The 24,599-nt window shown below is 60.1% G+C and carries 30 protein-coding genes and 1 tRNA gene; 10 read left to right on the top strand and 21 right to left on the bottom strand.

Features of this window, described 5'->3' with window-relative positions; all coding sequences use genetic code 11:
- Positions 1-2 precede the first annotated feature (2 nt).
- Genes mobB through fdhD form a run of 3 tightly spaced genes read right to left on the bottom strand, consistent with a single transcriptional unit; the run spans position 3 to position 1,938 of the window.
- Positions 3-494 (bottom strand): molybdopterin-guanine dinucleotide biosynthesis protein B, encoded by a 492-nt coding sequence (mobB, locus tag V8J85_RS09205; protein WP_339953432.1) that lies wholly within the window; start codon positions 492-494, stop codon positions 3-5.
- A complete protein-coding gene (gene mobA / locus V8J85_RS09210; RefSeq protein WP_339953433.1) occupies positions 491-1,078 on the bottom strand; it encodes a molybdenum cofactor guanylyltransferase MobA in 588 nt (195 codons plus the stop codon). The genes mobB and mobA overlap by 4 nt, the downstream gene beginning before the upstream one ends.
- The gene (gene fdhD, locus V8J85_RS09215) at positions 1,075-1,938 is read right to left on the bottom strand and encodes a formate dehydrogenase accessory sulfurtransferase FdhD (protein WP_339953434.1); all 864 of its coding nucleotides are present in this window, start codon (positions 1,936-1,938) and stop codon (positions 1,075-1,077) included. Before fdhD ends, mobA begins: the two co-directional genes overlap by 4 nt.
- A 78-nt stretch (positions 1,939-2,016) precedes the next feature.
- Here fdhD and V8J85_RS09220 point away from each other — a divergent pair, with 78 nt between their 5' ends.
- Positions 2,017-2,736 carry an AzlC family ABC transporter permease gene (locus V8J85_RS09220; RefSeq protein ID WP_339953435.1) on the top strand — a complete coding sequence of 240 codons (720 nt, stop codon included), beginning with the start codon at positions 2,017-2,019 and terminating at the stop codon, positions 2,734-2,736.
- On the top strand, positions 2,733-3,068 hold the full coding sequence (locus tag V8J85_RS09225; protein WP_339953436.1) for an AzlD domain-containing protein: 336 nt from the start codon (positions 2,733-2,735) through the stop codon (positions 3,066-3,068). The genes V8J85_RS09220 and V8J85_RS09225 overlap by 4 nt, the downstream gene beginning before the upstream one ends.
- Here V8J85_RS09225 and V8J85_RS09230 read toward each other — a convergent pair.
- The 3 genes from V8J85_RS09230 to V8J85_RS09240 all read right to left on the bottom strand — a co-directional run bounded on the left by V8J85_RS09230 (position 3,052) and on the right by V8J85_RS09240 (position 4,341).
- Complete coding sequence (locus V8J85_RS09230; RefSeq protein WP_339953437.1) at positions 3,052-3,657, bottom strand: hypothetical protein; 606 nt, start codon at positions 3,655-3,657, stop codon at positions 3,052-3,054. The genes V8J85_RS09225 and V8J85_RS09230 overlap by 17 nt on opposite strands.
- A 7-nt stretch (positions 3,658-3,664) precedes the next feature.
- A complete protein-coding gene (locus V8J85_RS09235; protein WP_339953438.1) occupies positions 3,665-3,799 on the bottom strand; it encodes an aa3-type cytochrome c oxidase subunit IV in 135 nt (44 codons plus the stop codon).
- A gap of 62 nt (positions 3,800-3,861) precedes the next feature.
- Positions 3,862-4,341: a DUF6173 family protein gene (locus V8J85_RS09240; protein ID WP_339953439.1), complete on the bottom strand. Its 480-nt coding sequence runs from the start codon at positions 4,339-4,341 to the stop codon at positions 3,862-3,864.
- A 215-nt stretch (positions 4,342-4,556) separates the two neighbouring features.
- Between V8J85_RS09240 and V8J85_RS09245 the strand changes: the two genes are divergently transcribed.
- Complete coding sequence (locus V8J85_RS09245; protein WP_339953440.1) at positions 4,557-4,799, top strand: DUF6356 family protein; 243 nt, start codon at positions 4,557-4,559, stop codon at positions 4,797-4,799.
- Positions 4,799-5,578: a class II glutamine amidotransferase gene (locus V8J85_RS09250; protein WP_339953441.1), complete on the top strand. Its 780-nt coding sequence runs from the start codon at positions 4,799-4,801 to the stop codon at positions 5,576-5,578. Before V8J85_RS09245 ends, V8J85_RS09250 begins: the two co-directional genes overlap by 1 nt.
- On the opposite strand, the gene V8J85_RS09255 is transcribed toward V8J85_RS09250, so the two are convergent.
- Genes V8J85_RS09255 through V8J85_RS09265 form a run of 3 tightly spaced genes read right to left on the bottom strand, consistent with a single transcriptional unit; the run spans position 5,566 to position 9,058 of the window.
- A complete protein-coding gene (locus V8J85_RS09255; protein WP_339953442.1) occupies positions 5,566-6,585 on the bottom strand; it encodes an MBL fold metallo-hydrolase in 1,020 nt (339 codons plus the stop codon). The genes V8J85_RS09250 and V8J85_RS09255 overlap by 13 nt on opposite strands.
- A 9-nt stretch (positions 6,586-6,594) precedes the next feature.
- Complete coding sequence (locus V8J85_RS09260; protein ID WP_339953443.1) at positions 6,595-7,365, bottom strand: Stf0 family sulfotransferase; 771 nt, start codon at positions 7,363-7,365, stop codon at positions 6,595-6,597.
- Positions 7,355-9,058, bottom strand: a complete 1,704-nt coding sequence (locus V8J85_RS09265; protein ID WP_339953444.1) for an acyl-CoA dehydrogenase — start codon at positions 9,056-9,058, stop codon at positions 7,355-7,357. Before V8J85_RS09265 ends, V8J85_RS09260 begins: the two co-directional genes overlap by 11 nt.
- A 115-nt stretch (positions 9,059-9,173) precedes the next feature.
- Between V8J85_RS09265 and V8J85_RS09270 the strand changes: the two genes are divergently transcribed.
- Both V8J85_RS09270 and V8J85_RS09275 read left to right on the top strand, forming a co-directional pair.
- Positions 9,174-10,124: an L-threonylcarbamoyladenylate synthase gene (locus tag V8J85_RS09270; protein WP_339953445.1), complete on the top strand. Its 951-nt coding sequence runs from the start codon at positions 9,174-9,176 to the stop codon at positions 10,122-10,124.
- Positions 10,125-10,160: 36 nt separating this feature from the next.
- Positions 10,161-11,354, top strand: coding sequence for a Coenzyme F420 hydrogenase/dehydrogenase, beta subunit C-terminal domain (locus V8J85_RS09275; RefSeq protein WP_339953446.1), 1,194 nt, complete (start codon positions 10,161-10,163; stop codon positions 11,352-11,354).
- On the opposite strand, the gene V8J85_RS09280 is transcribed toward V8J85_RS09275, so the two are convergent.
- Complete coding sequence (locus V8J85_RS09280) at positions 11,351-11,812, bottom strand: Lrp/AsnC family transcriptional regulator (RefSeq protein ID WP_339953447.1); 462 nt, start codon at positions 11,810-11,812, stop codon at positions 11,351-11,353. The genes V8J85_RS09275 and V8J85_RS09280 overlap by 4 nt on opposite strands.
- Before the next feature lie 133 nt (positions 11,813-11,945).
- On the opposite strand from V8J85_RS09280, the gene ald reads away from it, so the two are divergent.
- The gene (gene ald, locus V8J85_RS09285; RefSeq protein WP_339953448.1) at positions 11,946-13,064 is read left to right on the top strand and encodes an alanine dehydrogenase; all 1,119 of its coding nucleotides are present in this window, start codon (positions 11,946-11,948) and stop codon (positions 13,062-13,064) included.
- 37 nt (positions 13,065-13,101) lie between these two features.
- Here the strand turns inward: ald and V8J85_RS09290 are convergent, their stop codons facing one another.
- Positions 13,102-13,413, bottom strand: a complete 312-nt coding sequence (locus tag V8J85_RS09290; protein WP_339953449.1) for a hypothetical protein — start codon at positions 13,411-13,413, stop codon at positions 13,102-13,104.
- A gap of 90 nt (positions 13,414-13,503) precedes the next feature.
- Positions 13,504-13,932 (bottom strand): large conductance mechanosensitive channel protein MscL, encoded by a 429-nt coding sequence (gene mscL, locus V8J85_RS09295; protein ID WP_339953450.1) that lies wholly within the window; start codon positions 13,930-13,932, stop codon positions 13,504-13,506.
- Between the two features lie 159 nt (positions 13,933-14,091).
- On the opposite strand from mscL, the gene V8J85_RS09300 reads away from it, so the two are divergent.
- On the top strand, positions 14,092-14,787 hold the full coding sequence (locus tag V8J85_RS09300) for a glutathione S-transferase family protein (protein WP_339953451.1): 696 nt from the start codon (positions 14,092-14,094) through the stop codon (positions 14,785-14,787).
- 21 nt (positions 14,788-14,808) lie between these two features.
- Here V8J85_RS09300 and V8J85_RS09305 read toward each other — a convergent pair.
- Positions 14,809-14,895 (bottom strand) — tRNA-Leu (locus V8J85_RS09305).
- A 153-nt stretch (positions 14,896-15,048) separates the two neighbouring features.
- On the opposite strand from V8J85_RS09305, the gene V8J85_RS09310 reads away from it, so the two are divergent.
- The gene (locus V8J85_RS09310; RefSeq protein WP_339953452.1) at positions 15,049-16,032 is read left to right on the top strand and encodes a complex I NDUFA9 subunit family protein; all 984 of its coding nucleotides are present in this window, start codon (positions 15,049-15,051) and stop codon (positions 16,030-16,032) included.
- Here V8J85_RS09310 and V8J85_RS09315 read toward each other — a convergent pair whose 3' ends face one another.
- The 8 genes from V8J85_RS09315 to greA form a co-directional block, all read right to left on the bottom strand.
- A complete protein-coding gene (locus tag V8J85_RS09315) occupies positions 16,033-16,953 on the bottom strand; it encodes an alpha/beta fold hydrolase (RefSeq protein WP_339953453.1) in 921 nt (306 codons plus the stop codon). It abuts the gene before it with no gap.
- Between the two features lie 13 nt (positions 16,954-16,966).
- Positions 16,967-17,887 (bottom strand): ornithine cyclodeaminase family protein, encoded by a 921-nt coding sequence (locus V8J85_RS09320; protein ID WP_339953454.1) that lies wholly within the window; start codon positions 17,885-17,887, stop codon positions 16,967-16,969.
- Between the two features lie 64 nt (positions 17,888-17,951).
- Entirely contained in the window at positions 17,952-18,878 is a 927-nt protein-coding gene (locus V8J85_RS09325) for a DMT family transporter (protein ID WP_339953455.1), read from the bottom strand.
- Positions 18,875-19,321: a YaiI/YqxD family protein gene (locus V8J85_RS09330; RefSeq protein WP_445285888.1), complete on the bottom strand. Its 447-nt coding sequence runs from the start codon at positions 19,319-19,321 to the stop codon at positions 18,875-18,877. Before V8J85_RS09330 ends, V8J85_RS09325 begins: the two co-directional genes overlap by 4 nt.
- On the bottom strand, positions 19,318-20,148 hold the full coding sequence (fghA, locus tag V8J85_RS09335) for an S-formylglutathione hydrolase (RefSeq protein ID WP_339953456.1): 831 nt from the start codon (positions 20,146-20,148) through the stop codon (positions 19,318-19,320). The genes V8J85_RS09330 and fghA overlap by 4 nt, the downstream gene beginning before the upstream one ends.
- Positions 20,149-20,173: 25 nt before the next feature.
- A complete protein-coding gene (locus V8J85_RS09340; protein WP_339953457.1) occupies positions 20,174-21,103 on the bottom strand; it encodes an AEC family transporter in 930 nt (309 codons plus the stop codon).
- Entirely contained in the window at positions 21,103-22,002 is a 900-nt protein-coding gene (locus V8J85_RS09345) for a hypothetical protein (RefSeq protein WP_339953458.1), read from the bottom strand. The genes V8J85_RS09340 and V8J85_RS09345 overlap by 1 nt, the downstream gene beginning before the upstream one ends.
- A 14-nt stretch (positions 22,003-22,016) precedes the next feature.
- Positions 22,017-22,487, bottom strand: a complete 471-nt coding sequence (gene greA / locus V8J85_RS09350; protein WP_339953459.1) for a transcription elongation factor GreA — start codon at positions 22,485-22,487, stop codon at positions 22,017-22,019.
- A gap of 195 nt (positions 22,488-22,682) precedes the next feature.
- Between greA and V8J85_RS09355 the strand changes: the two genes are divergently transcribed.
- Complete coding sequence (locus V8J85_RS09355; RefSeq protein WP_339953460.1) at positions 22,683-24,332, top strand: electron transfer flavoprotein-ubiquinone oxidoreductase; 1,650 nt, start codon at positions 22,683-22,685, stop codon at positions 24,330-24,332.
- Positions 24,333-24,599 lie beyond the last annotated feature (267 nt).

Genomic DNA, 24,599 nt, shown 5'->3' on the forward strand with positions numbered 1-24,599 from the left:
CCTCACAAGCCCACCTCGGTCAGGATGAAATCGGCGATGGCTTTGGTGTCGTTCAGATCGAATACCGGGCGGTCGAGCGTCATGCCGGTGTCGCTTGCCACCGCCCTGACGGTCGGGTCGTCCGGTGCGATCAGCGGATGACCGGAGACCCCGCGAAATGCCTCGATCTTGGGGTGCGCGTCGCGTTTGTAGCCTTCGACCAGCACCAGATCGACCGGGTCCAGTCGCGCGAGAAGATCGGCCAAATGTGGCTCTGCGTCGCCGCGAAGCTCGGTCATCAATGCCCAGCGCGTGGCCGATGCCAGCAGCACCTGTTGCGCACCCGCATTGCGATGGCGAAAGCTGTCCTTGCCCGGTTGATCGACGTCAAATGTGTGATGCGCGTGTTTGAGGGTGGAGACGGTGAAGCCGCGCCTGGTGATCTCGGTCACCAGCCGCTCCATCAGGCCGGTTTTGCCCGCGTTCTTGTATCCGACGACGCCGTAGAGCCTCACAACATCGCCTTTGCCTTGGCCAGATCATCAGGCGTGTTGACGTTGAAAAAGGCGGCATCGTCGGGGAAGGTGGCGGTCGCGGCACCGTGCCTGTCTGTCCATTGCACGACCTTGCGCAGGCCGCTCTGCAGTGCGGTCCTCAGATCATCGCGCAACGCGACGGGCCAGAGGCCGAAGGTCGGGTGCCGCCCATCAGGCGTGGCCGCCAGTGCGATACCGACGTCCGCATCATCGGCGGCAAGGATCAGTTGCGGGACCAGATCGCAAGGAAAGAACGGCGTGTCGGCGGCGGCGGTGACGATATGGGTTGCGTCTTTTTCGGCGGCCCAATCGAGCCCTGCGAGAACCCCTGCCAAGGGACCGGCGAGCCCATCGATTCCGTCGGCAAGGACCGGCAGACTCAGGTCGGCAAACCGGGTTGGGTCACCGTTAGCATTCAGCGCCAGGGAACCGACTTGCGGGGCAAAGCGATCGATCACATGGCCGAGAATGGTGCCGTTGCCCAACGGCAAAAGCCCCTTGTCGCCGCCGCCCATGCGGGTCGCCTGCCCACCGGCGAGGATGACACCAAGAGGTTGGATCATTTAGCGGCCTTTCGTCCCAGCTTACGTGGCTCATTCGCCACTTGCGCCGGGTCAGCATCCCGCACCAGCCGCTCTTCCCCAGACAGACAGACAAACCGTTGCCCTTTCATCCGCCCGATCAGCGTCAGTCCGACTTGCTGTGCGATTTCGACGCCCCATGCCGTGAACCCCGATCGTGAGGCGAGCACCGGAATGCCCATGAGTGCCGTCTTGATCACCATCTCGGATGTCAGCCGGCCCGTTGTGTAGAGCACTTTGTTAGCGGCGCTTACCTTCTCAGACAGCATCCAGCCCGCGATCTTGTCGACGGCATTGTGGCGACCCACATCCTCCATATAGACCAGCGGGCGGGCGCCTTGGCACAGCACGGTGCCGTGGATCGCCCCGGCCTCGAGATAAAGCGATGGGGTGCGGTTGATCCGGGCGGCGAGTGCATAGAGTTCGGAGGTACGGACCCGAAGGTCTGGCAGAACGACGTCCTCCAACCCCTCCATCATGTCGCCGAACACCGTGCCAACGGCGCAGCCGCTTGTCCGGGTCTTTTTCTTCAGCTTCTCCTCATAGCTGGTCTGCGCTTCGGTGCGGACCACGACCGTTTCCAGTTCATCATCGTAGTCGACACCCTTGATCAGATCATCATCGCGCAACATGCCCTGATTGCGCAGAAAGCCCAGCGCGAGGTATTCGGGGTAGTCGCCGATCGTCATCGCGGTGACGATTTCCTGCCCGTTGAGGAAGATCGTCAAAGGGCGTTCTTCGACCACGTTCAAATCGGTGGCTGCGCCAGTCTGGTCCGTCCCACGGACGCGCCGCGTCAGCCCCGCCGCCTGTGGTGACGGTGCGATCAGATAATCTGTCACATCCTCAAGACGCACGAATTGTCATTCCCCGTCAGCACGGCTAAGCCTGTCACAACACGCTCACGCTAGGGCAATCACATGACAACTTCCACCGCCAAAGTAGCGACCCGCCGGGCCTATTTCGATGGCATTCGTGACGGATTGCCGTTCGTCTTCGTCGTGATTCCGTTTTCGACGCTGTTCGGCGTGGTCGCGACGGATGCCGGGCTGACGCTGGCGCAGGCAATGGGGTTCACCGTTCTGGTGATCGCGGGTGCGGCGCAATTCGCGGCGTTGCAGATGATGATGGAGGATGCCGCCTTTGCGCTGGTGCTGCTGGCGGCCTTGGCGGTCAACCTGCGTATGGCCATGTATTCGGCGTCTCTTGTCCCTTATCTGGGGGCCGCGCCGATGTGGCAGCGGGCGTTGGTTGCTTACCTCAACTTCGACCAGACCTATCTGACAAGCGTCACCCGGTACGAGGCGCGACCCGAGATGAGCGTGCGCGAGCGGGTGCAGTACTTTTTGGGTGTGGCGACGCCGATCACACCATTCTGGTATGTGATGACGCTGGTGGGGATCTATGCGGGGACGGCGATCCCCGATGCGTGGGCGCTGGATTTCATTCTGCCGATCACCTTCCTGGCCATGGTGGCGCCGATGCTGAAGTCACCTGCGCACATCGCTGCGGCAGCGGTGTCGATCATCGTGGCGCTTTTGCTGATCGGATTACCATCGGGCACCGGTCTGCTGATCGCTGCCTTTGCCGCCATGATCACGGGCGCGGCGGTTGAGACGTGGTTGGAGAACCGGGCATGAGTTACACGACCACCGAAATCTGGCTGATCATCGCCATCCTTGCCGTCGGCACCTTTCTGATTCGCTTTTCGTTTCTTGGCCTGATCGGGGACAGGCCCATGCCGCCGCTTGTCTTGCGGCTGCTCCGGTTCACACCGGTGGCCGTTTTGCCGGGCATGGTCGCGCCGTTGGTTTTGTGGCCCGCAGCCACAGGTGGTCAACCGGACCCGGTACGTCTGATCGCCGCCGTGGCGACGCTGGCCATTGGATTGTGGTCGCGCAACGTATTGTGGGGAATCATCGGCGGGGCCTTTGTGCTGTATGCAGGCCTTGGGATCACTGCCCTGCTGTAGGCACAACGGCTTGGGCACGGTTTTTGTCGTCCGAGTCTGTTTCGCGATATTCGCGCGTCGTTACACCCGGCAACTGGCCAAACGCATCCGACAATGCATTCGGGAACCACGTTTGCGGCAGGCTTTCAAAACCGGGCAAAGACCGTAAAAGGCGGGCGGTATAGCGCGTGCAATTTGCCGGTGCGACCGGCCCCGCGACCAGCGCCTTTTGCAAGGCCTGTTCGGCGATCTCGGGCGCGACGGTGATGCGATGTCCGACGACATAGTACGTCACCCGGGCATGGACGCTGACATAGAACTGCTCCATCCGTGGGGTCACACCAAACAGCACGTCGTTGCGTTCGGGCATGTAATTCTGTTTCCACGTGCCCGCCGGGTCGAACATGACCCGCTGACTGGCATCGATCATCAGCGCCGAATGGGCCCCATTGTCGGACCCGGTGTTTTTCATCGTGTAAAGCGTCAGCGACTTGATGTCGCTGCCCGGCGTGAACGCGCGCGAGACCACGTCATCGGGGGCCCAAACACGCTCTCCGGCGCAGGCCGACAGCGCAAAGGGCAAGCCCATCAAAAAAGTACGACGATGCATGAAAGGGTCAGGCGCCGATCAAGGCCAAAAAGATCAATGCGACGATGATGATGATCGTGGCCTTGCTGACCATGCTCATGAAGCCGGCAAAGGTCTTTTCCTGAACGGTGACATCCATTTCACCATGCTTGTGCTCAGCCATAACGCGCCCTTTCATCAAATCTTTGCGGTCGAATAGACCATTCTTGCACCGGTGTCACCCGGTCATGCGGTCACATCTTCGCCGCGTTCCAGCGCCTGTGCGAGCCGGAAACCGATCCGCTTCGGCTCGGGCTGGTCGATATGTTTGGGGCTGGCGACAAGGGTGACGTTCAACTGGCTGACATGCTGGATCAGTTGGGTTTTTGCACCGACCTCGTTCGTGCCGTAATAGGTGACGATATCGGGGTCGAAATAGCCCAGACCTTCGATCTTGATCACACCCGTGCCGCCGCCGATCAGGCCCATCCCGACCTCATGGTCATTGTCCAACTGCTTTTCGAAGTTCTGGATATACATGATCACCCGCTCATAGGCCCATTGCGCCGGGCTTTTCTTGGTCACCGGCTCTGCCAGCGCCTTGGGCAATCCTTCGCGCGACGCGACGGGCGCATCGGGATCGGTGTGAACCTCTTTGATACCCGGCAGGATGTCGTTTTCCATCAGTTCGGCGGAGGTATCGATACTCATGGTGGTTTTGGTCATCGGCGCATCCTTAAATCCATTGTCAGGTCATGCATATCAAAGTGTCGCGGATATCCGAGACGAAAATGCGTGATGACCCATATGTTGCGGGATAGGTACGTCCCATTTTTTGTCAAATTACGGGACAAGATCTCTCTTGCATAGTGTCGACCGCCAAATTTTGAGATCAATTTACGCCAAACACCGCATATTTTCCTGCACGAAGGAGATATGCAATGCACAAGTCCCACGCCAATACCGCACCACGTCCAAACTGGTTTTCGACCTTGTTTTTCGACCACCCTGCCAAGGTGAATGAAAGCTATCTGCAGCATATGGTCTTTGCGTTTGGCTTTGCCTTCTGGCTTGGCGTTGCGGCGATGGCGGCTCTTGTTCACGCGCTTATCCCCGCGCTGTGCGAGACGACGGCCAGCCGTATCCTCAAACGCCTGCACGCCAAGATCGAAAGCCGCCATTGATGTGCCGCATCGCCGCCTATACCGGCCCTGCGATCCCGCTGCAGAACATCATCATACGACCGGCCCATTCGCTGCTGACCCAAAGCCAGCACGCGACCGAGGCGAAGCTGGCCGTGAATGGCGATGGTTTCGGGATCAGCTGGTATGGCGACGACGACATGCCGGGTCTTTATCGCGATGTGCTGCCAGCATGGGCAGATGACAACCTGATCAACCTGTGCCGCATGGTCCGGTCGCATCATTTCATCGCCCACATCCGGGCGTCCACCGTCGGTGAAACCAGCCGGGCGAATTGCCATCCCTTTGTCTATGGTCGCTGGTCGCTCTGCCATAACGGGCAAATCCCGCATTTCGTCAACATCCGGCGGCGTCTGTCAGAGGCGCTGCCGGATGATCTATTCGCCGCGCAACGCGGGACGACGGATAGTGAGATGGTCTTTCTGACGCTGCTGTCTCATTGGCTCGAGGCCGATCCATTGGCGGCGATCAATGCGACGCTGCGCGATATCGGGCCCGCGACCGAGGCCGGACCGATCAAGCTGACCTGTGTGTTGTCGGATGGCGGGACACTTTATGGGTTCCGCTATGCCTCGTCCGGGATGGCGCCGACGCTTTATGCATCGGGCGTGTTGGACAATGGCGGGCGGGCCTTGGCGTCTGAGCCGCTGTGTGGCAACCCTTCGCGCTGGATGGCACTGCCCCACAATGCGCTTTGCGCGCTGGCCGCCGATGGCATGACTACGGCGCCGTTGGACGTGAAAGCGCTTCAGACCGCCTGATAAAGATAGGCGCCAGCATCGCTCAATTCCCGCTTCACCCGGCCGGCCTGATGCAGATGGTTCACATGTGCAACGGCTTCGACCAGCGCCAGGCCGTATTCACCTGCACCTATCTTGCGCTTGAACAGCGGTGGAAAACATTCGCCTGCGCTGTGGGGTTCGGACAGAAAATCGACAAGCCGTTCCAGAGCACCGTGGTGGTTGTCGATCAACTGTTTCAGGCGCAGTGGCAGACCAGTAAAAGGCAGTTTGTGTCCGCCCAGCACCAGATGTTCCGGTCGGGCGTATGGCCGGAAACGCTCGCAAGAAGTCAGCCATTCCGCCACCGGATCCGCTTCTGGCTCGGTCGGGTAGACACCAAGGTTTGGGCTGATTGACGGTAGCAGCTGGTCGCCGCCGATGACCACATTGTCGTCCCGGCTCCAGAACGTGGCGTGTTCCGCAGCGTGCCCGTTACCCATCCGAATGTCCCATGTCCGGCCACCCATCGTGATCGTCCCGCCCTCTTGCAGACGGGTGAAACCCAGCGGCAGCGGGACGACGCAGTCGGCGAAATTGAAGGGGCGTTCTGACTTGCGCTTATCCAAAACCTCGGCATCCATCCCGGCCCGCTGATAAAAGCGCATCGTCTCAGGCGGGTAGGTGTCCTGCACATCCAGCGTCAGCATTCGCGCCATCAGCCAGCCAGTGCGCGGCATACACAACTCCGCGCCGCTGATGACAAACCACCCGGCAAGGCCCACATGATCAGGGTGGTGATGCGTGACAATGACGCGATTGACCGGCTTGCCGTCAAGAGGGCCATCGAGCAAAGCATTCCAGATCGCGCGGCTGCGTTTGGAGGCAAAGCCGGTGTCGATGATCGACCAGCCGTCGCCGTCATCCAGCGCGTAGACATTCACATGATCCAGCGCCATAGGCAGCGGCAGCCGCATCCACAGCACGCCGTCGGCAACCTGCGTTGCCTCGCCTTCGGCTGGCGGTGTTTCCCAAGCGTAGCGGATCATCGGACCCGCCTAAACCTGTATCGCGGCAGGGGCAATCCCCGCCTCTGCCCGAAACCGGGCGACCCATTCCGCGTTCCGCCCATCGGCCAACCGCGCGGTCCCCGGAACGACTCCGTCCGCCTTTGATGGGTCGCGCCCCAGAAACTGCAGGACTCTGTGCAGCTGCCGGACGGGATCACAGGCAAGATCTTCATAGGCCAATGCGAACGGGGTGATCTGGTGCGTCTCAAACCATCGCAGCCAGGCCTCGCCGCCTTCGGTCACGATCCGATAGGTCCTGTGAATGTGGGCGGCGTCATAGACCGGCTCTGCCGGGGGTGCGACGCGCTCAAGCTCTGTCCCGTCTGCATTGCGATGCCACAGACCGGACTGTTCTGCGATTGCATATGAAACAGCCTCTGCCACCTTGTCCCGGCGGAATAGGTGGATGAACTGCAAGGGTCCAAAGGCGGTCTGTAAACGCCCCTGGTCAGTCGTCGTCTGCGGGAACAGCTGGTCCAGCCGCGTGATCAAGCCGGGAATGTTGTTCCACATGATCCGCATCCCGAAACAGCCCGTTCCTGCGGTTCCACGATCCAAGGCCGTGCCGAGGTAGGAATGGTCGAACGTTTCAAGCGTTTGCGCTGGAACATCCCAACGGGCGGCAAAATCAGCCATGGATTGCGGCCGGAAGAACGAGTCCGGTTTTCCGGCCGTCTTTGTCTGCTTAAGCAGGTCACACAGCAGCGTGCTACCGCTGCGTGGCATGGTGCAGATGAGGTATCCGCGCTCAGGCCGCAAGGTCGTCGGCAGTGATCGCCATCAGGTCGTCGGCGCCTTCGCGCACATGCGCCAAAAGCCCCACATGCTCTGGCAAGAGCCGTTTGATATAGAACGTGGCCAATTTCAACCGCGCCTCATCTCCGTCGACCGCGGCGGCCAGATGAGCATGCCCGCCCAGCACCCGCGCAAAGGCACGCAGGTATGGCACGGCCCCGGCGAAGCGCTGGTTCAGGTCCCCCTGCTCGACCAGCCATTCTGTCGTCTCGCGCAGGCTTTCGGCCGATTGCCATACGGCTTCGGCCAGTTCGGGATGTTTCGCCTTGGCGGCCTCGGCCCCCTGTTCGATCTCTTCCAGCAGACGGAACGCGGCCTCGCCCCCATCCATCAGCTTGCGGGCCACGAGATCCATCGCCTGAATGCCGTTCGTACCCTCGTAGATCGCAGTGACGCGCACGTCGCGGGAATACTGAGCGGCACCGGTTTCCTCGATAAAGCCCATGCCGCCATGGACCTGCACGCCCGTGCTGGAGGCTTCGATCCCGACATCGGTGCCGAACGCTTTGCCGATCGGTGTCAGGAACGCGGCACGCGCATTCCAGCCCGCATCACCGGTCGCCGTCGCCATATCGATCGCGACGGCATTCATCAGCGCGATCGACCGGGCGGCAAAAATGTCGGCCTTCATCGTCGTCAGCATCCGGCGCACATCGGCATGTTCGATGATCGTACCGGCACCGGGCGCCTTGCCTTGTTTGCGATCCTGCGCGTAGGCCAGTGCGTGTTGCAGCGCACCTTCAGCCACGCCGATGCCTTGCGTGGCAACGCCAAGCCGGGCATTGTTCATCATCGTGAACATCGCGGCCATCCCGCCATGTTCGGGCCCGACCAGCCAGCCGGTCGCGCCGTCATATTCCATGACCGCGGTGGGCGAGCCATGCAGGCCCATCTTATGTTCCAGGCTGACGACACGCAGGTCGTTCTGCTTGCCCGGATTGCCGTTTTCATCGGGGATGAATTTGGGCACCATGAACAGGCTGATCCCCTTGGTCCCCGGTACGCCATCGGGGAGGCGGGCCAGCACCAGATGGCAAACATTTTCGGTAAAGTCGTTATCGCCCCAGCTGATATAGATCTTTTGGCCGGAAATCGCGAAGGACCCATCGCCATTCGGTTCAGCCTTGGACCGCAGCGCACCAACGTCGGACCCTGCCTGCGGCTCGGTCAGGTTCATCGTGCCGCACCACTCGCCCGAGATCAGCTTGGGCAGATAGGTTTCCTTGATCGCGTCAGAGGCATGATGCTCCAGCGCCTCGATCTGGCCCTGCGTCATGAGCGGGTTCAGCTGCAGCGACAAGCAGGCGCTTGCCATCATTTCGTTGACGGCGGTCGTCAACGTCATCGGCAGGCCCATCCCGCCATTCTCGGGCGATGCCGACATGCCGATCCAGCCACCTTCGGCGATTGCCTTGTAACCGTCGGCAAAACCGGGCGACGTGCGCACGACACCGTTTTCCAGATAGGCGGGGTGCAGGTCACCATTGCGGTTCAGCGGCGCAAGCACCTCTTCACACATCTTGGCGGCTTCGGTCAGAATCGCATCGACCATGTCAGGTGTTGCCTCGGCAAACAGATCGGTTGCCGCCACCTCACCAAAGCCGGTGACATGGTCGAGCAGGAAACGATAGTCGGTGACGGGTGCGCGATACGGCATTGATTTTCCCCAATTCGGGCCGCGGCTTGGCAAAATGGCACCGCACGGCTATGGATCATGGACTTGAGCGCAGCCTACGCCACGGCGCGCACCCATCAAACTGAAACGCCACGTCATGACCGATACGCCAATGGCCAAGTTACGCCACGATCCAAACGGGATCGCGCAGGCGGCGCGGTTATTGCGGGATGGGCGACTGGTCGCCTTCCCGACCGAGACGGTCTATGGCCTTGGCGCCGATGCGACGAATGACCGTGCCGTGGCCGAAATTTACGCAGCAAAGGGGCGGCCCAGTTTCAACCCGCTGATCGTGCATGTCGCGGATGGTGAGGCCGCCACCAGATTGTGCCACTTCAACGCTGACGCTGACCGGCTGTCGGGCGCATTCTGGCCGGGGGCGCTGACGCTTGTCTTGCCATTGCGGGCCGACGCCGGGATATCAAAGCTGGTGACGGCGGGTCTGGACACACTGGCCGTTCGGGTGCCCGATCATCCTGTCGCGCATGATTTTTTACGGGCATTTAAGGGGCCTATCGCAGCCCCTTCTGCCAATCCCTCGGGACGGGTCAGCCCGACAACGGCCGCACATGTCGAGGCGGGGCTTGGTAACAGGATCGCAGGGCTGGTTGATGGGGGGGCCTGTCCGGTTGGGCTGGAGTCGACCATTGTTGCCTGCGTTGAACAACCCGCGCTTTTGCGGGCGGGTGGTATTCCGACCGAGGCGCTGGAAGCATGCCTGGGTCAGCCCCTCCTGATCGCAGAGGATCCGGCAACGCCGACGGCGCCGGGCCAGCTTGCGTCCCACTACGCGCCCCATGGCGCGGTCCGATTGAACGCAACGTCCGTGGAAGTTGGTGAAACGCTGCTTGGTTTCGGGCGTGTCGATGTACCACTCAATCTGTCACCAACCGGCGATCTGACCGAGGCCGCCGCCAACCTGTTCAAGCATCTGCATGCGCTTGACGCGATGGGCGTCACCAAAATCGCAGTTTCACCGATCCCGGATCATGGGCTGGGTCAGGCGATCAACGATCGCCTGCGCCGGGCCGCCGCCCCACGCCCGTAATCCGCTGGACAGCCAAACCTGTCGCGTTAGGCTGACATGATGATAACGACACCCGACTTCGCCGCCCCCGCCGCCCGCGGCCTATGCACCGATTGCGGGGTGTCGCGGATGAAGGACCCGACCGCTTGCGGCAAGGCCTGTCAGTTCATCAAGCCGGACTACCCGACGCTGGAAAGCACGGTCCATGGGCGCATCGCTGTCAGTAAGAACGACGAACGGTTCTTTGGCGTGACACTGGCCATGCACCGCGCGGTGCTGAAAGAACCCGCTGAAGGCGCGCAGTGGACCGGTCTAACGACACGCATTGCCGAACGGTTGCTGGAAACGGGTGCGGTGGACGCGGTTCTGACCATGATCCCGGACGCAACTGACCGCTGGCGACCGCGTCCGGCCATCATCACCGACCCTTCTGATATGGCGCAGGCCCGCGGCATGCGGATGGGATATGCGCCCTTGCTCGCTCTGCTGGAACCCGCCCGCGCAGCCGGGCACAAGCGGATCGCGGTGATCGGCATTCCTTGCCAAATCTACGCCTTGCGCGCGCTCGAAAAGCAGCTGGGTTTCGACCGGATCGATGTCATCGGCACGCCGTGTTCCGACAATACGACGACCGAGAATTTCCACCATTTCTTGTCGCTACTGACTGAAGAACCAGAGACCGTCACATACCTCGAATTCCGCGCCGACTATCATGTCGAACTACGCTTTCAGGACGGGCGCAAACGGCTGATCCCTTTCCTCAAACTGCCGATCAGCGACCTGCCCAGCGATTTCTTTCCGCTGACCTGCCGGACCTGCGTGGACTACACCAACCGACTTGCTGACATCACGGTCGGCTATATGGGTGGTGAAGGTGAGCAGTGGGTGATCGTGCGAAACGGGCGGGGGCAGCGGATGCTGGAGCTGCTGGGTGACGAGGTCCGGCTGCGCGCGCCCGGATCACGCGGCAAGCGGACGAGCGCCGTGAAAGGTTTCATCGAAAACACGCGACTAGCCGCAGGCGGTCTCCCCCTCCGACGAATGCCCCAATGGCTGCGCGGAATCATGGGCTGGCTGATGCCGCGCATCGGTCCGCGGGGCCTCGAATTCGCCCGCGCGCGGGTCGAGATGAAGGCGGCGGAAACCATTCTTCATCTGGACCGGGAAGAACCAGCAAAGATGAAAAACATGGTGCCTGAACATGTCTGGGATTTGGGCAAAACCTACGGCTTGGATGAACGGCAATCTTAGACCGGCAAGGCCGTCGTCTGCCTGACCGTGCGCAATGCAAATGACGATTGCATCTGCGCCACCCCGGGCAACGTCGCCAGGTAACGGCGGTGAATGCGGGCAAAATCTTCGGTGTCGCCTGCGACGACCTTCAACAGGTAATCCGCCGTCCCCGCCATCAGATGGCATTCCAGCACGTCCGGAACCCGCGCCACAGCACGTTCGAATGCATCCAGCACCTCATCCGCCTGCCCGCTGAGGGTGATTTCGACGAACACGGTCGTCGGGCGCCCCATCTTTCGCGGGTTCAGAAGGGCGACGTAATCGCGGATGTACCCCTCTTTCTCCAGCCGCTGCACGCGCCGGTGGCAGGCCGAGGCGGACAGGTTCGCGACCTCGGAAAGCTCAGCGTTCGACATGCGCCCTTTCTTTTGCAGAACCTCGAGGATTCGGCGATCAATACTGTCCAATCCGCCCATTGCACTATGTTCTCCCGACTTTTGTCATATATACGCACGTTTCTTTCACAGATAACGTCAGCAGCCAATGATATTGCCCAAGTTATTGCATCGAAAAGGGCAGATATTGCGCGCAGCAAGAGGAGGAAGGCGCATGCATATCGGTTGCCCAAAAGAGATCAAACCGCAGGAATTCCGGGTCGGCATCACCCCGAATGCCGCGGCAGAGGCCGTAGCACACGGCCATCAGGTGACAATCCAAACCGGCGCGGGTGAAGGGGCCGGTTTTCCCGACGCGGATTATATCGCCGCCGGAGCGGCCATTGCGCCGACGGCGGAAGATATCTTCGCCAACGCCGAAATGGTCGTAAAAGTGAAAGAACCGCAGGCTGTCGAGCGCAAAATGCTGCGAGAAGGACAGATTCTGTTCACTTACCTGCACCTCGCCCCGGACCCGGATCAGACCAGGGACCTGATGGAAAGCGGCGCGACCTGCATCGCCTATGAAACCGTCACCGATGATCGCGGCGGTTTGCCCTTGCTTGCGCCGATGTCAGAGGTTGCGGGGCGGCTCGCGCCGCAGGTCGGGGCCTGGACGCTGCAAAAGGCGAACGGCGGACGTGGTGTGCTGATGGGCGGCGTGCCGGGTGTCGGCCCAGCGCGGGTTCTGGTGATCGGCGGCGGCGTGGTCGGCACGCATGCGGCCCGGATCGCTGCGGGGATGGGGGCGGATGTCACAGTGCTCGACCGATCATTGCCCCGGCTGCGCTATCTCGACGATACGTTCAGCGGTGTCTTCAAGACCAGCTATGCCAGCGCCGGCAACACGATCGAACTGGCCGGTTACGCGGACATGATCATCGGGGCCGTTCTGATCCCCGGTGCCGCGGCACCCAAGCTCATCTCACGGGCGCAGTTGGCCGATCTCAAACCCGGCGCGGCCCTCGTCGATGTCGCGATTGATCAGGGCGGCTGTTTCGAGACGTCGCGCGCAACGACGCACCAGGACCCGATTTACGAGGTGGACGGCATCATGCACTACTGCGTCGCCAATATGCCAGGCGCGGTCGCGCGGACATCGACCATCGCGCTGGGCAATGCGACGATGCCTTTCATGCTGTCATTGGCGGACAAGGGCTGGCGACAGGCTTGCGAGGATGATCCGCATCTGTTGAACGGGCTGAACGTGCATGCCGGGCGGTTGACATACTACGCCGTGGGCAAAGCCTTGGGCATCGATGTGCTGTCGCCCAATCTGGCCTTGAAAGCGTAGAAGGGGCAAAGCGTATCCGACCGGCAGGGTGTCGCGGTCAGCGCAACGGCTGTGAGAAAAGAACCCATTCGCCGATCTGTGTCAGTTGCATACCACCTTCGGCAAGACGAAACGCGATCGCGTCCGTCGCCGTTGCCGGACAGCCCACGAGGATCGCCGCATCGTCGAGGTATTCGACGGTCAGGTCGTTTTCACCGATGACCTGGCACGTTCCTTTGGGCGTCGGATAGGGGCGCACAGTGACAAGGCCCGACGCCTCTGGCGAAGCGGCGGCGGGTGTCGGCTCTTCCAAAGTGCATCCCGTCATCAGAAGGCTTGACGTGACCATCAGCGACCACAACAGCTTCATGGGGTTGTTCCTTTCTGCGTGCAGCGCGAAAGCCTGAACGATCGTAACTTACAAGACCCGCCCGATGGGCGGGCCTCGATCAATCGCGGCTTAGCTTTGCTTGGCCAGCGAATCGCGAATTTCGATCAGAATATCCAGTTCCGACGGGCCGCTTTCGACCTCGGGCGCGACCTCGTCGGGCTTTTCCGCTGCGTTCTTGATCCGGTTCACCATCTTGACGAGCATGAACACCACGAATGCGATGATCAGGAAGTTGATGACAGCCATCAAAAAGTTACCGACCGCGAATACGGAAATCCCCGCCTCGGTACAGGCCTCGACGGACGCGCATTCGCCATCGCCCAGCACGTAGAACCAGCCGGAAAAGTCGATTCCGCCGGTAAAGAGTGCGATAATCGGGTTGATCAGATCGCCCACGAGCGATGTCACGATCGCCGTGAAGGCGGCCCCGATAATGATACCCACCGCCATGTCCATGACATTGCCCTTGGCGATGAAGTCTTTGAATTCGTTGATCATGTTGGTATCCCCCTACACTTTTGAACGTCGCGCCATTCTTGCGATGACTGCGCAACTACGCACATTGATACCGAAATCAATCCACATATCCATGGGTTTTTGTTTCCAGTCCAGATGCTTAGCTTGAACTGGATCTATCAGCGCAAAGGATACAAACTGATGACCGATCTCTCCGCCTTTCCGATCACACGACGCTGGCCCGCGAATGACACTTCGGTAATCCAGCTTTATTCCTTTCCCACACCGAACGGCGTAAAGGTCTCAATCGCCTTGGAAGAGATGGGGCTGCCGTACGAACCGCATCTTGTCACGTTGAAGGATAGTGACGTCAAAAGCCCTGAATTTCTATCGCTGAACCCCAACAACAAGATCCCGGCGATCGTCGATCCCAATGGCCCGGACGGTCCGATCGGCATTTTCGAAAGCGGGGCAATCCTGCTTTATCTTGCTGAAAAATCGGGAAAATATCTGGGCGAAACCGCCAGTGACAAGGCCCATATCACCCAATGGCTGATGTTCCAGATGGGTGGCCTTGGGCCGATGTTGGGGCAGATGGGGTTCTTCTACAAATTCGCCGGCAAGGACATCGAAGACCCCCGTCCCCGAGAACGATATCGGGACGAGGCGATCCGTTTGCTGGCCGTTGTCGACCAGCAACTGGAAGGGAAAGACTGGATCGTGGGCGATTACTCCATCGCCGATATGGCGATCGCGCCGTGGATCAATGCACTGGAATTCTATGGCACGAAAGACGCCGTCGGCTATCACGACCTGAAAAACGTGCCCGCCTATGTTGAGCGGTTTTTCGCCCGCCCGGCTGTTGCAAAGGCACGGCGCATTCCCGACCCGGGTTGAAGCGTACGATGTCGGGGAATTTGGTGCCCAGGAGAGGACTCGAACCTCCACGTCCATACAGACACCAGCACCTGAAGCTGGCGCGTCTACCAATTCCGCCACCTGGGCAGGTGTCGTGAGCGCGTGATGTAAGCGCCGTTTCGGGGCCTGTCAATCTGATTCCCCGCGAAATCGGTCGGACCTTGCGACAAATCGTATTGCGCCTTGTCTGGCCCCATGGCGGGGGGTAAACCGGGCCCGCAAACAGTGAAAGACCCAGCCATGTCCAACCTTGTGACCATCTTCGGCGGATCAGGATTTGTCGGTCGCTATATCGCCCGACGCATGGCGAAAGAGGGCTGGCGCGTCCGCGTTGCGGTGCGCAACGTGAACGAGGCGATGCATGTAAAGCCTTACGGCGTCGTCGGCCAGGTCGAGCCGGTCTTCTGCAATGTCCGCGACGATGCCAGCGTCGCCGCCGTCACCCAAGGCGCGGATGCAGTGGTGAATTGTGTCGGGGTGCTGGATGAGATCGGTAAGAATACCTTCGCCGCTGTGCAAGCGGACGGGCCCCAACGGATCGCCCGGATTGCGGCCGATATGGGTGTCACCCGTCTTGTCCACTTGTCAGCCATCGGCGCCGATGCGCAGGCGCGCAGCGATTATGCCAAGACAAAGGCCGCAGGTGAGGCGGGCGTTCTGAAACATATGCCAGGCGCCGTCATCTTGCGCCCCTCAATCATCTTTGGCCCGGAAGATCAGTTCTTCAACCGTTTCGCGGGCATGGCCCGGTTTGGTCCGATCCTACCCGTGATCGGTGCGAACACACGGTTCCAGCCGGTCTATGTGGATGATGTGGCAACGGCTGCGGTCAAGGGTGTTCTGGGGCAGGCACAGCCGGGCATTTACGAACTTGGCGGACCGGATGTGCATACGTTCCGCGAATTGATGCAACAGATGCTGGGTATCGTTCGCAGACGACGGCTGATCATCAATATTCCATTCTGGGCCGCGCGGATCATGGCTGCCGTCTTTGGGCTGGGCCGGATGCTGTCGCTGGGCCTGATCAAGGGGCCAGTGACCAAGGATCAGGTGCTGAACCTGGCCGTCGATAACGTGGTTGCAGACGATGCGCAGGGTTTTGATGCGCTGGGGATCACGCCGACCGCGATGGAGGCCGTTCTGCCCGACTATCTGTGGCGGTTCCGTCCGTCCGGACAATACGACGCGATCAAGGAATCGGCGAAAAACCTCAAGCCGGAATAATCAATCGCGCATTGCATTGCGAAGCGCGTCGATCAGCGCGTCGTCGTGGCTGTAGGGCAGCGCGTGATCAGCGCCGTCCACCACCTCTTGCCGGGCCGCGCGGTTCCATTGTGCCAAAACACCGAGGGCCGAGATCGGGATGACCTGATCGTTCTGCGCCCAGATCGCGACCAGCGGCACGTCCTCACGGGCGAGTTTGCGATGTTCGGCCTCTTGCACCTCTGACAGCATGCCCCTGCGGCTGGATAGGATCGCGGGCAGATACCCGCGCCGGTGCAATTCCTGCGTTTGCGCCATCTGCACCCGTTGCACGGCAGGCCTGCGGGCGGCCTTGGGGATCGAATTCAGAATACGTCGCCGCGCGAACATGGCATGAACCCAATCCCCCAGCAACGGTGTTCGGCGGCAGAACCGGGCGAAACCGCTTTCGACCATCTGCACCCCGGCACTGGCAAGTGTGATCACCCGCTTGATCCGATGCGGGTTTTCAGCGGCATAGGCCACGGCGATGGACCCGCCCATGGAATAGCCCACCAGGGTCAGTTCTTCCTGTGCATCCTGATGTGCCAGAAGATCCGACAGCTGCCGGAGAAAAAAGGCCCGATCCTGCAGGCCGGGAACCGCGTCAGACAGACCCCGCCCGTAAAGATCGTACGCCAACACGCGATAGCCCATGGCACCCAGACCCTCGGCCACACCCTCCATCGCGACAGATGGCGAGGCCAGCCCATGGATCAGTACCGCGATCGGGCCGCGGGTCGGGCCGACCCATGTATAATGCGTCACCCCTTGTGAAAGCTGTGCGAAATCACCGCTGGCCCCATGACGCGCGGTCGAGCCGATGGCGGGGCGGAAACGTTCGATAACGAACGGAAGCGCGGCCAGGACGACAAAAAAACCTAAAACGATCAACCACGACATCCGAATGTCTTCCTTACTTTGTCCGACGTGCCCTCCAGGCGCGTAGTATGTAACGGCAGGTCATCAAATCAAGATGCGCACCGCCACCATTCTTGAACACTGTGATGTCTTTGTCATCTGTGCGGCGGAACACATCAGGCTGATAAAAGTCCGCGCGTACCGCATCGGGGGTGATGACACCGGCGGCGATCGGGATTTTCAATTCTCCGATATGGTCGATCGTGGTGTCCCGACTATCGACGAAAAGTGTGCCACTTTGCAGCGCCGCATCATCGGCCTCGCGCATGTCGGGACGGTAGGCCCCGATCAGGTCGAGGTGCTGACCCGGCCGCAGCCACGCCCCCTTGATGACAGGATCGGTGGCCATCGTCGCACAGGTAATGATATCCGCCGCGCGCACCGCCGTTTCCAGATCGTCGGCGATGGTTACGTCGGGATGCGCCTTGTGGAAAACCTTCGCACTTTGCCGGGATCGGCTCCAGACCGTGAACCGCGCGTCCGGGAAAGCCGCACCATAAGCCGCCCGCAGTGAATGGGCGACGGTGCCCGAACCCACGATCAGAATGTCGCGGCTATCGGGCCGCGCCAGCCGCCGGGCAGCCAGCAGGCTGTCCCCAGCCGTCTTCCATTTCGTCACAAGATGGAAATCCAAAATCGCCTCGAGCACGCCGTCATCAGCGGAAAACAGATTGACCGCACCGCCGATTGCTGGTTGCCCACGGCCGGTATTGCCCGGGAAAATCGTGGCGCATTTGACGGCGATCCCCAACCCCTCGATCCAGGCCGATCGGTTCAACAACGTGTTGTCACCCTGATACAGAAACGTATCCGCCACCTCGGCCCTGGACCGCAAATGCCCCTCTGCCAACGCATCGGTCAGCGCCAGCCAATCTAGACCCACCTCGCCGTCTTCGAACGAAATGGTCACCGTCATGGACAATCTCCGGGTTTCGAACCGCTTTGGATGATCACCTTAGCGGACCGTGACCTTGTGTAAACTATCGCCTCCGCCCGTCACGCCAAACCATGAAAAGCCCGGCGCCGAGAATCAGCGCCATGCCGAGATAGTCCCGCATAACGGGAAACTCGCCGAAAATGGTCATCCCCCAAACCACCGACATCGGCAGGGCAAGATATTCGAACGGGGCGACATAGGATGCTTCGGTGACGCGATAGGCTTGGCTGATCAAGTAACCCCCAATGCCTATGCCAACGCCGATGATCAAGAAAAGCGGCCAATCGGCCATGGCGGGCCAGGCCCATGCACGGAACAGAAAGGCAAGTGATGGGTCGGACTGATTGCCAAATTTGCCGTCACCGATGGCCAACCCCAAGCCCAGACAGACGATGATGAACATGACCTGAATATAGAACGCCATCGTCGACGCGGACTCCGTCGCACCGATCCGCCGCGTGATGATGTGGATCGTGGCATAGAACACCGCCGCTGCCACGGGCAACAAAGAGGCGATCCGAAACGACTCCGTGCCGGGCCGCATCATCAACAGCACACCGATCAGACCAAGCGCGACAGCGGTCCAGCGGCGGGGGCCCACGGTCTCACCCAGAAAGATCACCGAAAAGACGGTGATCAGCAGCGGGCTGACGAAAAAGATCGCCACTGCATCGGCAAGCGGCATCGCGGCAAGGCCCAGAAAGAACGTCATGTTGGCGAAGACAACGCAAAGCCCACGCAAAATATGCATCTTCAACCGTTTCGTGCGGGCGACCGCGCGGCCGTTGGTCATGGGCGCAATCAGGGCGACGATCACGAACAGGCCGATGATGGATCGGATCAGCACGACCTGATGCAGCGCGTAATCCTCGCTTAGAAACTTGATCGCCACATCGTTGATCGACAGGAACATCACCGCCACCAAAGCACATAGCGCGCCCAGCCGGGCCGGTGACAGCGCCGCGATCATTGTCGCGCGGCAGCGCGGACGGCCCGTTCCAGCGCGTCCAGAAAACGCGCGCGATCTGCCTTTCCGAACGGCTTGCCACCGCCCTGTCGAAACGGGTCCGCCGCGCGCAGATCAGTCATCAGATCGCGGGTCGCCAAGGCATTGCCGATATTCTTAGCCGTCAGCGCTTCGCCATTGTGCTTCAGCGCCAGCGCCCCATTCTCGACACAACGCGCTGCCAAAGGGATATCCCCGGTGATCACCACATCCCCCGCCGTCGCGCGATCGGCGATCCACATATCCGCCACATCCGGGCCATCCGGCACCACCACGGTTTCCACGAACGGGTTCTGCGACGGGCGGATCCCACCGTTCGACACGATGAACATCTTCAGCTTATGCCGCGTGCCCACCCGCTCCACCTCGGCCTTCACCGGGCAGGCATCGGCATCGACATAGATCACGACAATAACGTATCGGCGTGGAAGTTGACGTGATCTTCCATGAAGCTCGCGATGAAGAAATACGAATGGTCATAGCCCTGCTGCAGCCGGATATGCGCATATTGGCGACGGGCGGCGATGGCGGCGGCCATATGCTCAGTCCCCAGCAAATCACCGAACTGATCATCCGTGCCCGTATCGATCAGCATCGGCCCCGAAAAACCATGATCGCGCATCAATAGCGAAGCGTCATAGGGCGCCCACGTTTCCTCGTCCGTTCCAAGATAAGCCGCGAATTGTTTGCGCCCCCAATCGCCGGCGGTTGGATGGCAGATCGGCGCGAAGGCGGAAACGGACCGGAACCGCCCGGGCAATGACATCGCGATGGTCAACGCGCCATGCCCCCCCATCGAGTGGCCAGTAATCGCCTGATTTTCCATATCCAGCGGAAAATTCTCACGCAAAAGCGCGGGCAGCTCGACGGTGACATAGTCCCACATCTGATAATGCGGCTGCCACGGCGCCTCGGTCGCGTTCACATAGAACCCGGCCCCTTGGCCCAGATCATAAGCCTCATCATCCGCGACGCCGTCGCCCCGTGGCGAGGTATCAGGAAAGACCAGCGCGATACCCGATCGTGCCGCCCACGCTTGCGCGCCCGCCTTGGTCATGGCGTTTTCGTAGGTGCAGGTCAAACCGGACAGAAACCACAGCACGGGCACGGTACGATGCGCCGCCTCGGGCGGAAGGTAGACGGCAAAGGTCATGTCACATTGGCACGTGGTCGAGGCATGCTTGTACACGCCCTGCACTCCGCCAAAACACCGATTTTCCGCGATCTTTTCCATCACATACATCCCAATCAATACGCCACTACAATCCGGTCACCCAAGCAATAACGGCCGACACGGTCAATACGCTCAGCATCGTCGAAATCAGGATTGACGCCGAAACCCGCGCAGGCGCTACATGATAGTGTTGCGCGATAATGTAAACATTTCCCGCAACCGGCAAGCTGGCCGCGGCGATCATGACGCCCGCCGCATAGGGTTGAATGTCGAATATAAACAAAGCGGCGATGGCCACTGCCGCGGGGTGCAACACCAATTTACATATACTGAGCCACCCAGCGACGACCACCCGCTCAGCCGATTTCGTGGCAAGCGACGCACCGATGGCAAACAAGGCGCCGGGCGTCGCGGCATTGCCCAGCAATGTTAGAAATTCGTTCACAGGATCAGGGATCGGAATTGCGTAGGCCGATACGATCAGGCCCAAGGTAATCGACACGATCATCGGGTTTTCGATCAACCCGCGCCCTACCGTGACCAAGACACGCGGCGACATCCGCCCATCGCGGGACCCGGTGATCAGGATCACGATCAGGCTGCCAAAGACGATTAAGTCGACGGCGAGGACCAGCATGATCGGACCAATCGCGGCCTCGCCCAGCAACAGCACCAGCATCGGAATACCCAGGAAACCGACATTGCCGATCACGGCGCATTGCGCCTCGACCGCCGCCTCGGCCACGCCACGCCCGCGGCGCATCGCGATGAATGTCGCCAGCAGATAGACGACGAAAGAGGCCACCAGATAGGCCCACACGAAGGGCCAGTTGATGATGTCTGCCAGTGACAGGTTCGCCGAAAATCGGAAGAGCATCGCCGACAAGGCAAAGTAAAAGACGAATTTCGTCAGATAGGCCGTCGCCTCGGGTGAAAAGAACCGGGTACGCCCGGCGCCATAACCTACTGCGATCAACATAAAGAACGGCAGAGTCTTAAGAAAAATGTCGACCATCAGTCGAACGTGCCAGCGGCCCGGCCCATCAGCATGAATGCGCGTGCCGTCCGTGTATCCGCCAGCGCCAAAAGATCGGTATCCGTCGCATGTTCCGAGAATGTCACCAGCATCTGGTCGAATTTGCGGAGGAAGTGATGCACGGTGTCGCGAAAAATCGCGTCTTCGCGCATCCGTGTGGTCGCGGCGGACAGACGCCCCTCATCCTGCACGCCACCCAGAATGCCCATGACGCCGCCCCGTTCGCCGCCCGCGAAGCGCCGCCACAGATCGGCGCTGGTCGGCCCCGGCCGCAGGTCATCCATATATGTCCCGTCTTGTGACAACAGCGTCAGCACATCCTGGCTGGCCTGGATCAAACGGCGCGCAGAACGGTCGCGCAAGGCACGACGCAAGGCTGCAAAGCCTTCCGTGTCGTTTTCATCATCGGGAAAGTTCAACGCGCTGATCAGATCGCGGCGATCCAGCGGCGGCTCTTCTTCCTTCTCAGCATCCAATGGCAGCGTTTGCTGGGCCACTGGCTGCGGCGCCGGTTTGGGTACGATCAGGCGCGATACCTCGCGCCGTGTGGTGAACCTGCTTTTGGCTGGCTTCGCCTCCTCCTGATTTTGCGCCTTGAACGCCTGCCGCAGCAGGTCGATCTCGGATTGCAGGCGAAACGCTTCATCCTTGGCCTCGCGCGCCGCGCGGGCCGCTACCACAGCCAGCCAGACCATGGCGAGCGGCATGAAAACCGCGATCAACACCATGACAAAGCGCAGGCTGTCAAAGCCTTCTGACTGGCGCGCGGGTGGCAGGATCCAGAAAAACAAACCAACGACCACAAGCCAGCCTACCGAAAAGCCGATCGCAATCCGGTTCAGCCCGTCAGGGGAAGCGTTGTCCGAGGGCTGCGCCATCGCTTGCGCCTCACCTAAACGTAGGAAATTTCCAAAATCTCGTAACTGCGCGTGCCCCCGGGGGTACGTACATCCACGCTGTCACCTTCCTCTTTCCCGATCAAGGCCCGTGAGAGGGGGGATTTCAGGTTCAACTTACCACTCTCAAGATCCGCCTCGTATTCGCCGACGATCTGATAGGTCTTTTCCTCATCTGTGTCTTCGTCGACCAGCTTGACGGTCGCGCCGAATTTGATCGCACCCGACAGCTTGGCCGGATCGATGACGTCAGCCAGCGAAATCACGCCTTCCAGCTCTTTCACGCGGCCTTCGATGAAAGACTGCTTTTCCTTGGCCGAATGATATTCGGCATTCTCGGACAAATCGCCATGCTCGCGCGCCTCGGAGATCGCGCGAATGATGGCCGGGCGTTCCACCGATTTCAGGTGTTTCAGCTCGGCATCCAGTTTTTCGAACCCCGCACGGGTCAAAGGTATCTTTTCCATGTTTGCCCCCAAGGCAAAGTGCTTCAATCGGACGTTCATAGCGCAACGGGGCAGATAAAAGTCAAGCCTGCCCGCGATGTGGTGTCGCGTCGGGCGGTTTTGACGTCGTGTCTTGATTGCCCCGGATCGGGTCATGAGGTAACCCTTGCTCTCGTTAAAGAAAAGGGGTGTCGCCCCCGTTGAGAGGAAAAATCGATGGCCGAGATTGAACGCGAAAGCATGGAATACGATGTGGTCATCGTGGGTGCGGGCCCTGCCGGTCTGTCGGCGGCGATCCGCCTGAAGCAGATGGATGCCGATTTGAATGTCGTCGTCCTTGAAAAAGGGTCCGAGGTTGGCGCGCATATCCTGTCAGGCGCTGTGCTGGATCCGATCGGCCTCAACAAACTGATCCCAGATTGGAAGGCCAAAGGCGCGCCCCTGAACGTGCCGGTGAAAGAAGACAATTTTTTCATGCTGGGTGAGGCGGGTAAGCTGCGTATCCCTAATTTTGTCATGCCGCCTCTGATGAACAACCATGGCAATTACATCGTCTCCATGGGTAATGTCTGCCGCTGGATGGCTGAACAGGCCGAGGAAATGGGCATCGAGATTTTCCCCGGCATGGCCTGTTCGGAACTGGTCTATGGCGAAAACGGTGAGGTCAAAGGCGTCGTCGCCGGCGAATTCGGTAAAAACCCCGACGGCACGCATGGCGACGGGTATGAGCCCGGCATGGAGCTACACGGCAAATACGTGCTGCTGGGTGAAGGGGTGCGTGGGTCACTGTCCAAGGAAGTGATCGCGAAATACGACCTTTCTGCAAAATCCGATGTCCAGAAATACGGTCTGGGCATGAAGGAAATCTGGGAAATCGACCCGGCCAAGCACAAGGAAGGCACCGTCACCCATACGATGGGTTGGCCGCTCGAGAAAAATGCGGGCGGGGGATCGTTCATCTATCACCTTGAAAACAATCAGGTTTATGTGGGCTTCGTCGTTCACCTGAACTACAAGAACCCGCATCTGTTCCCCTATATGGAATTCCAGCGGTTCAAGCATCATCCGCTGGTCACCGACCTATTGAAAGGCGGCAAGCGCGTCGCCTATGGCGCGCGTGCGATTTCCGAAGGCGGTTTCCAATCCATGCCGAAACTCGAATTCCCCGGCGGCGCGCTGCTGGGCTGTGCGGCGGGCATGGTCAATGTCCCCCGGATCAAGGGTAACCATAACGCGATGCTGTCCGGCATCGAAGCCGCAGAGGCCGTGGTCAAGGCGCTGAAAGCCGGTCGCGAGGGGGATCTGCTGGATGGTTACGACGCCGCAGTGCGCCAAGGCGAGATTGGGAAGGATCTGAAAAAAGTCCGTAATGTCAAACCATTGTGGTCCAAGTATGGGCTATTGGCGTCGCTTGGTATCGGCGGAATGGATATGTGGATGAATACGTTCGGCGGCGGTATCCTGGGCACGCTGTCGCACGGGAAATCGGATGCGGATGCGACCGAAGAGGCCAGCAAACACAAGCCGATCGACTATCCCAAGCCCGATGGCGTGCTGTCTTTCGATCGCCTGACCAACGTGTCGTTCAGTTTTACCAATCATGAGGAAAGCCAGCCTGCCCACTTGCAGCTGAAAGATCCGTCGGTGCCCGTGAACATCAACCTGCCGAAATATGCAGGCCCGTCAGCACGTTACTGCCCCGCCGGGGTGTATGAATTCGTCGAGGAAGAGGGTAAGGATACCCGTTTTGTCATCAACTTTCAGAACTGCGTCCACTGCAAGACCTGCGATATCAAGGACCCGGCCCAGAACATCAACTGGACGGTGCCGCAGGGTGGGGACGGGCCGAATTATCCGAATATGTGATCCGAAAACGGGGTCCTTCGGGGCCCTTTTTTGCATCTGTAGCTCAACGTTCGGTGGGGCTTGGCGGTGCAAATCGTCGAAAGGGCGCGAATCGTGGTTAATCGCCTTGTTTTGTAAGTGATCACGCGATCGGAATTCTATCGGACTTTCATCGGAATTCCATATGACTCAAATCCCGGCATTGCGCCCATTAATTGACCGCGCGCCGCAAATGTGAAGACGCGATTAACCTTTGTATGTTGCACTGTTGCCAGAAAAGTCGGCGTA

The organism is Yoonia sp. 2307UL14-13 (assembly GCF_037572755.1).
Lineage (GTDB): Bacteria > Pseudomonadota > Alphaproteobacteria > Rhodobacterales > Rhodobacteraceae > Yoonia.

Excerpts from the sequence above, each read along its gene's own strand:
- V8J85_RS09265 (WP_339953444.1), bottom strand. The coding sequence starts at position 9,058 with ATGCCGTATCGCGCACCCGTCACCGACTATCGTTTCCTGCTCGACCAT.
- V8J85_RS09225 (WP_339953436.1), top strand. The coding sequence starts at position 2,733 with ATGAGTTACACGACCACCGAAATCTGGCTGATCATCGCCATCCTTGCC.
- V8J85_RS09275 (WP_339953446.1), top strand. The coding sequence starts at position 10,161 with ATGATGATAACGACACCCGACTTCGCCGCCCCCGCCGCCCGCGGCCTA.
- V8J85_RS09235 (WP_339953438.1), bottom strand. The coding sequence starts at position 3,799 with ATGGCTGAGCACAAGCATGGTGAAATGGATGTCACCGTTCAGGAAAAG.
- fghA (WP_339953456.1), bottom strand. The coding sequence starts at position 20,148 with ATGGAAAAGATCGCGGAAAATCGGTGTTTTGGCGGAGTGCAGGGCGTG.
- V8J85_RS09315 (WP_339953453.1), bottom strand. The coding sequence starts at position 16,953 with ATGTCGTGGTTGATCGTTTTAGGTTTTTTTGTCGTCCTGGCCGCGCTT.
- V8J85_RS09320 (WP_339953454.1), bottom strand. The coding sequence starts at position 17,887 with ATGACGGTGACCATTTCGTTCGAAGACGGCGAGGTGGGTCTAGATTGG.
- V8J85_RS09220 (WP_339953435.1), top strand. The coding sequence starts at position 2,017 with ATGACAACTTCCACCGCCAAAGTAGCGACCCGCCGGGCCTATTTCGAT.
- V8J85_RS09300 (WP_339953451.1), top strand. The coding sequence starts at position 14,092 with ATGACCGATCTCTCCGCCTTTCCGATCACACGACGCTGGCCCGCGAAT.
- V8J85_RS09345 (WP_339953458.1), bottom strand. The coding sequence starts at position 22,002 with ATGGCGCAGCCCTCGGACAACGCTTCCCCTGACGGGCTGAACCGGATT.
- V8J85_RS09290 (WP_339953449.1), bottom strand. The coding sequence starts at position 13,413 with ATGAAGCTGTTGTGGTCGCTGATGGTCACGTCAAGCCTTCTGATGACG.
- V8J85_RS09245 (WP_339953440.1), top strand. The coding sequence starts at position 4,557 with ATGCACAAGTCCCACGCCAATACCGCACCACGTCCAAACTGGTTTTCG.
- V8J85_RS09230 (WP_339953437.1), bottom strand. The coding sequence starts at position 3,657 with ATGCATCGTCGTACTTTTTTGATGGGCTTGCCCTTTGCGCTGTCGGCC.
- V8J85_RS09310 (WP_339953452.1), top strand. The coding sequence starts at position 15,049 with ATGTCCAACCTTGTGACCATCTTCGGCGGATCAGGATTTGTCGGTCGC.
- V8J85_RS09240 (WP_339953439.1), bottom strand. The coding sequence starts at position 4,341 with ATGACCAAAACCACCATGAGTATCGATACCTCCGCCGAACTGATGGAA.
- ald (WP_339953448.1), top strand. The coding sequence starts at position 11,946 with ATGCATATCGGTTGCCCAAAAGAGATCAAACCGCAGGAATTCCGGGTC.
- mobA (WP_339953433.1), bottom strand. The coding sequence starts at position 1,078 with ATGATCCAACCTCTTGGTGTCATCCTCGCCGGTGGGCAGGCGACCCGC.
- V8J85_RS09280 (WP_339953447.1), bottom strand. The coding sequence starts at position 11,812 with ATGGGCGGATTGGACAGTATTGATCGCCGAATCCTCGAGGTTCTGCAA.
- greA (WP_339953459.1), bottom strand. The coding sequence starts at position 22,487 with ATGGAAAAGATACCTTTGACCCGTGCGGGGTTCGAAAAACTGGATGCC.
- V8J85_RS09340 (WP_339953457.1), bottom strand. The coding sequence starts at position 21,103 with ATGGTCGACATTTTTCTTAAGACTCTGCCGTTCTTTATGTTGATCGCA.
- V8J85_RS09355 (WP_339953460.1), top strand. The coding sequence starts at position 22,683 with ATGGCCGAGATTGAACGCGAAAGCATGGAATACGATGTGGTCATCGTG.
- V8J85_RS09270 (WP_339953445.1), top strand. The coding sequence starts at position 9,174 with ATGACCGATACGCCAATGGCCAAGTTACGCCACGATCCAAACGGGATC.
- V8J85_RS09325 (WP_339953455.1), bottom strand. The coding sequence starts at position 18,878 with ATGATCGCGGCGCTGTCACCGGCCCGGCTGGGCGCGCTATGTGCTTTG.
- V8J85_RS09250 (WP_339953441.1), top strand. The coding sequence starts at position 4,799 with ATGTGCCGCATCGCCGCCTATACCGGCCCTGCGATCCCGCTGCAGAAC.
- V8J85_RS09255 (WP_339953442.1), bottom strand. The coding sequence starts at position 6,585 with ATGATCCGCTACGCTTGGGAAACACCGCCAGCCGAAGGCGAGGCAACG.
- mscL (WP_339953450.1), bottom strand. The coding sequence starts at position 13,932 with ATGATCAACGAATTCAAAGACTTCATCGCCAAGGGCAATGTCATGGAC.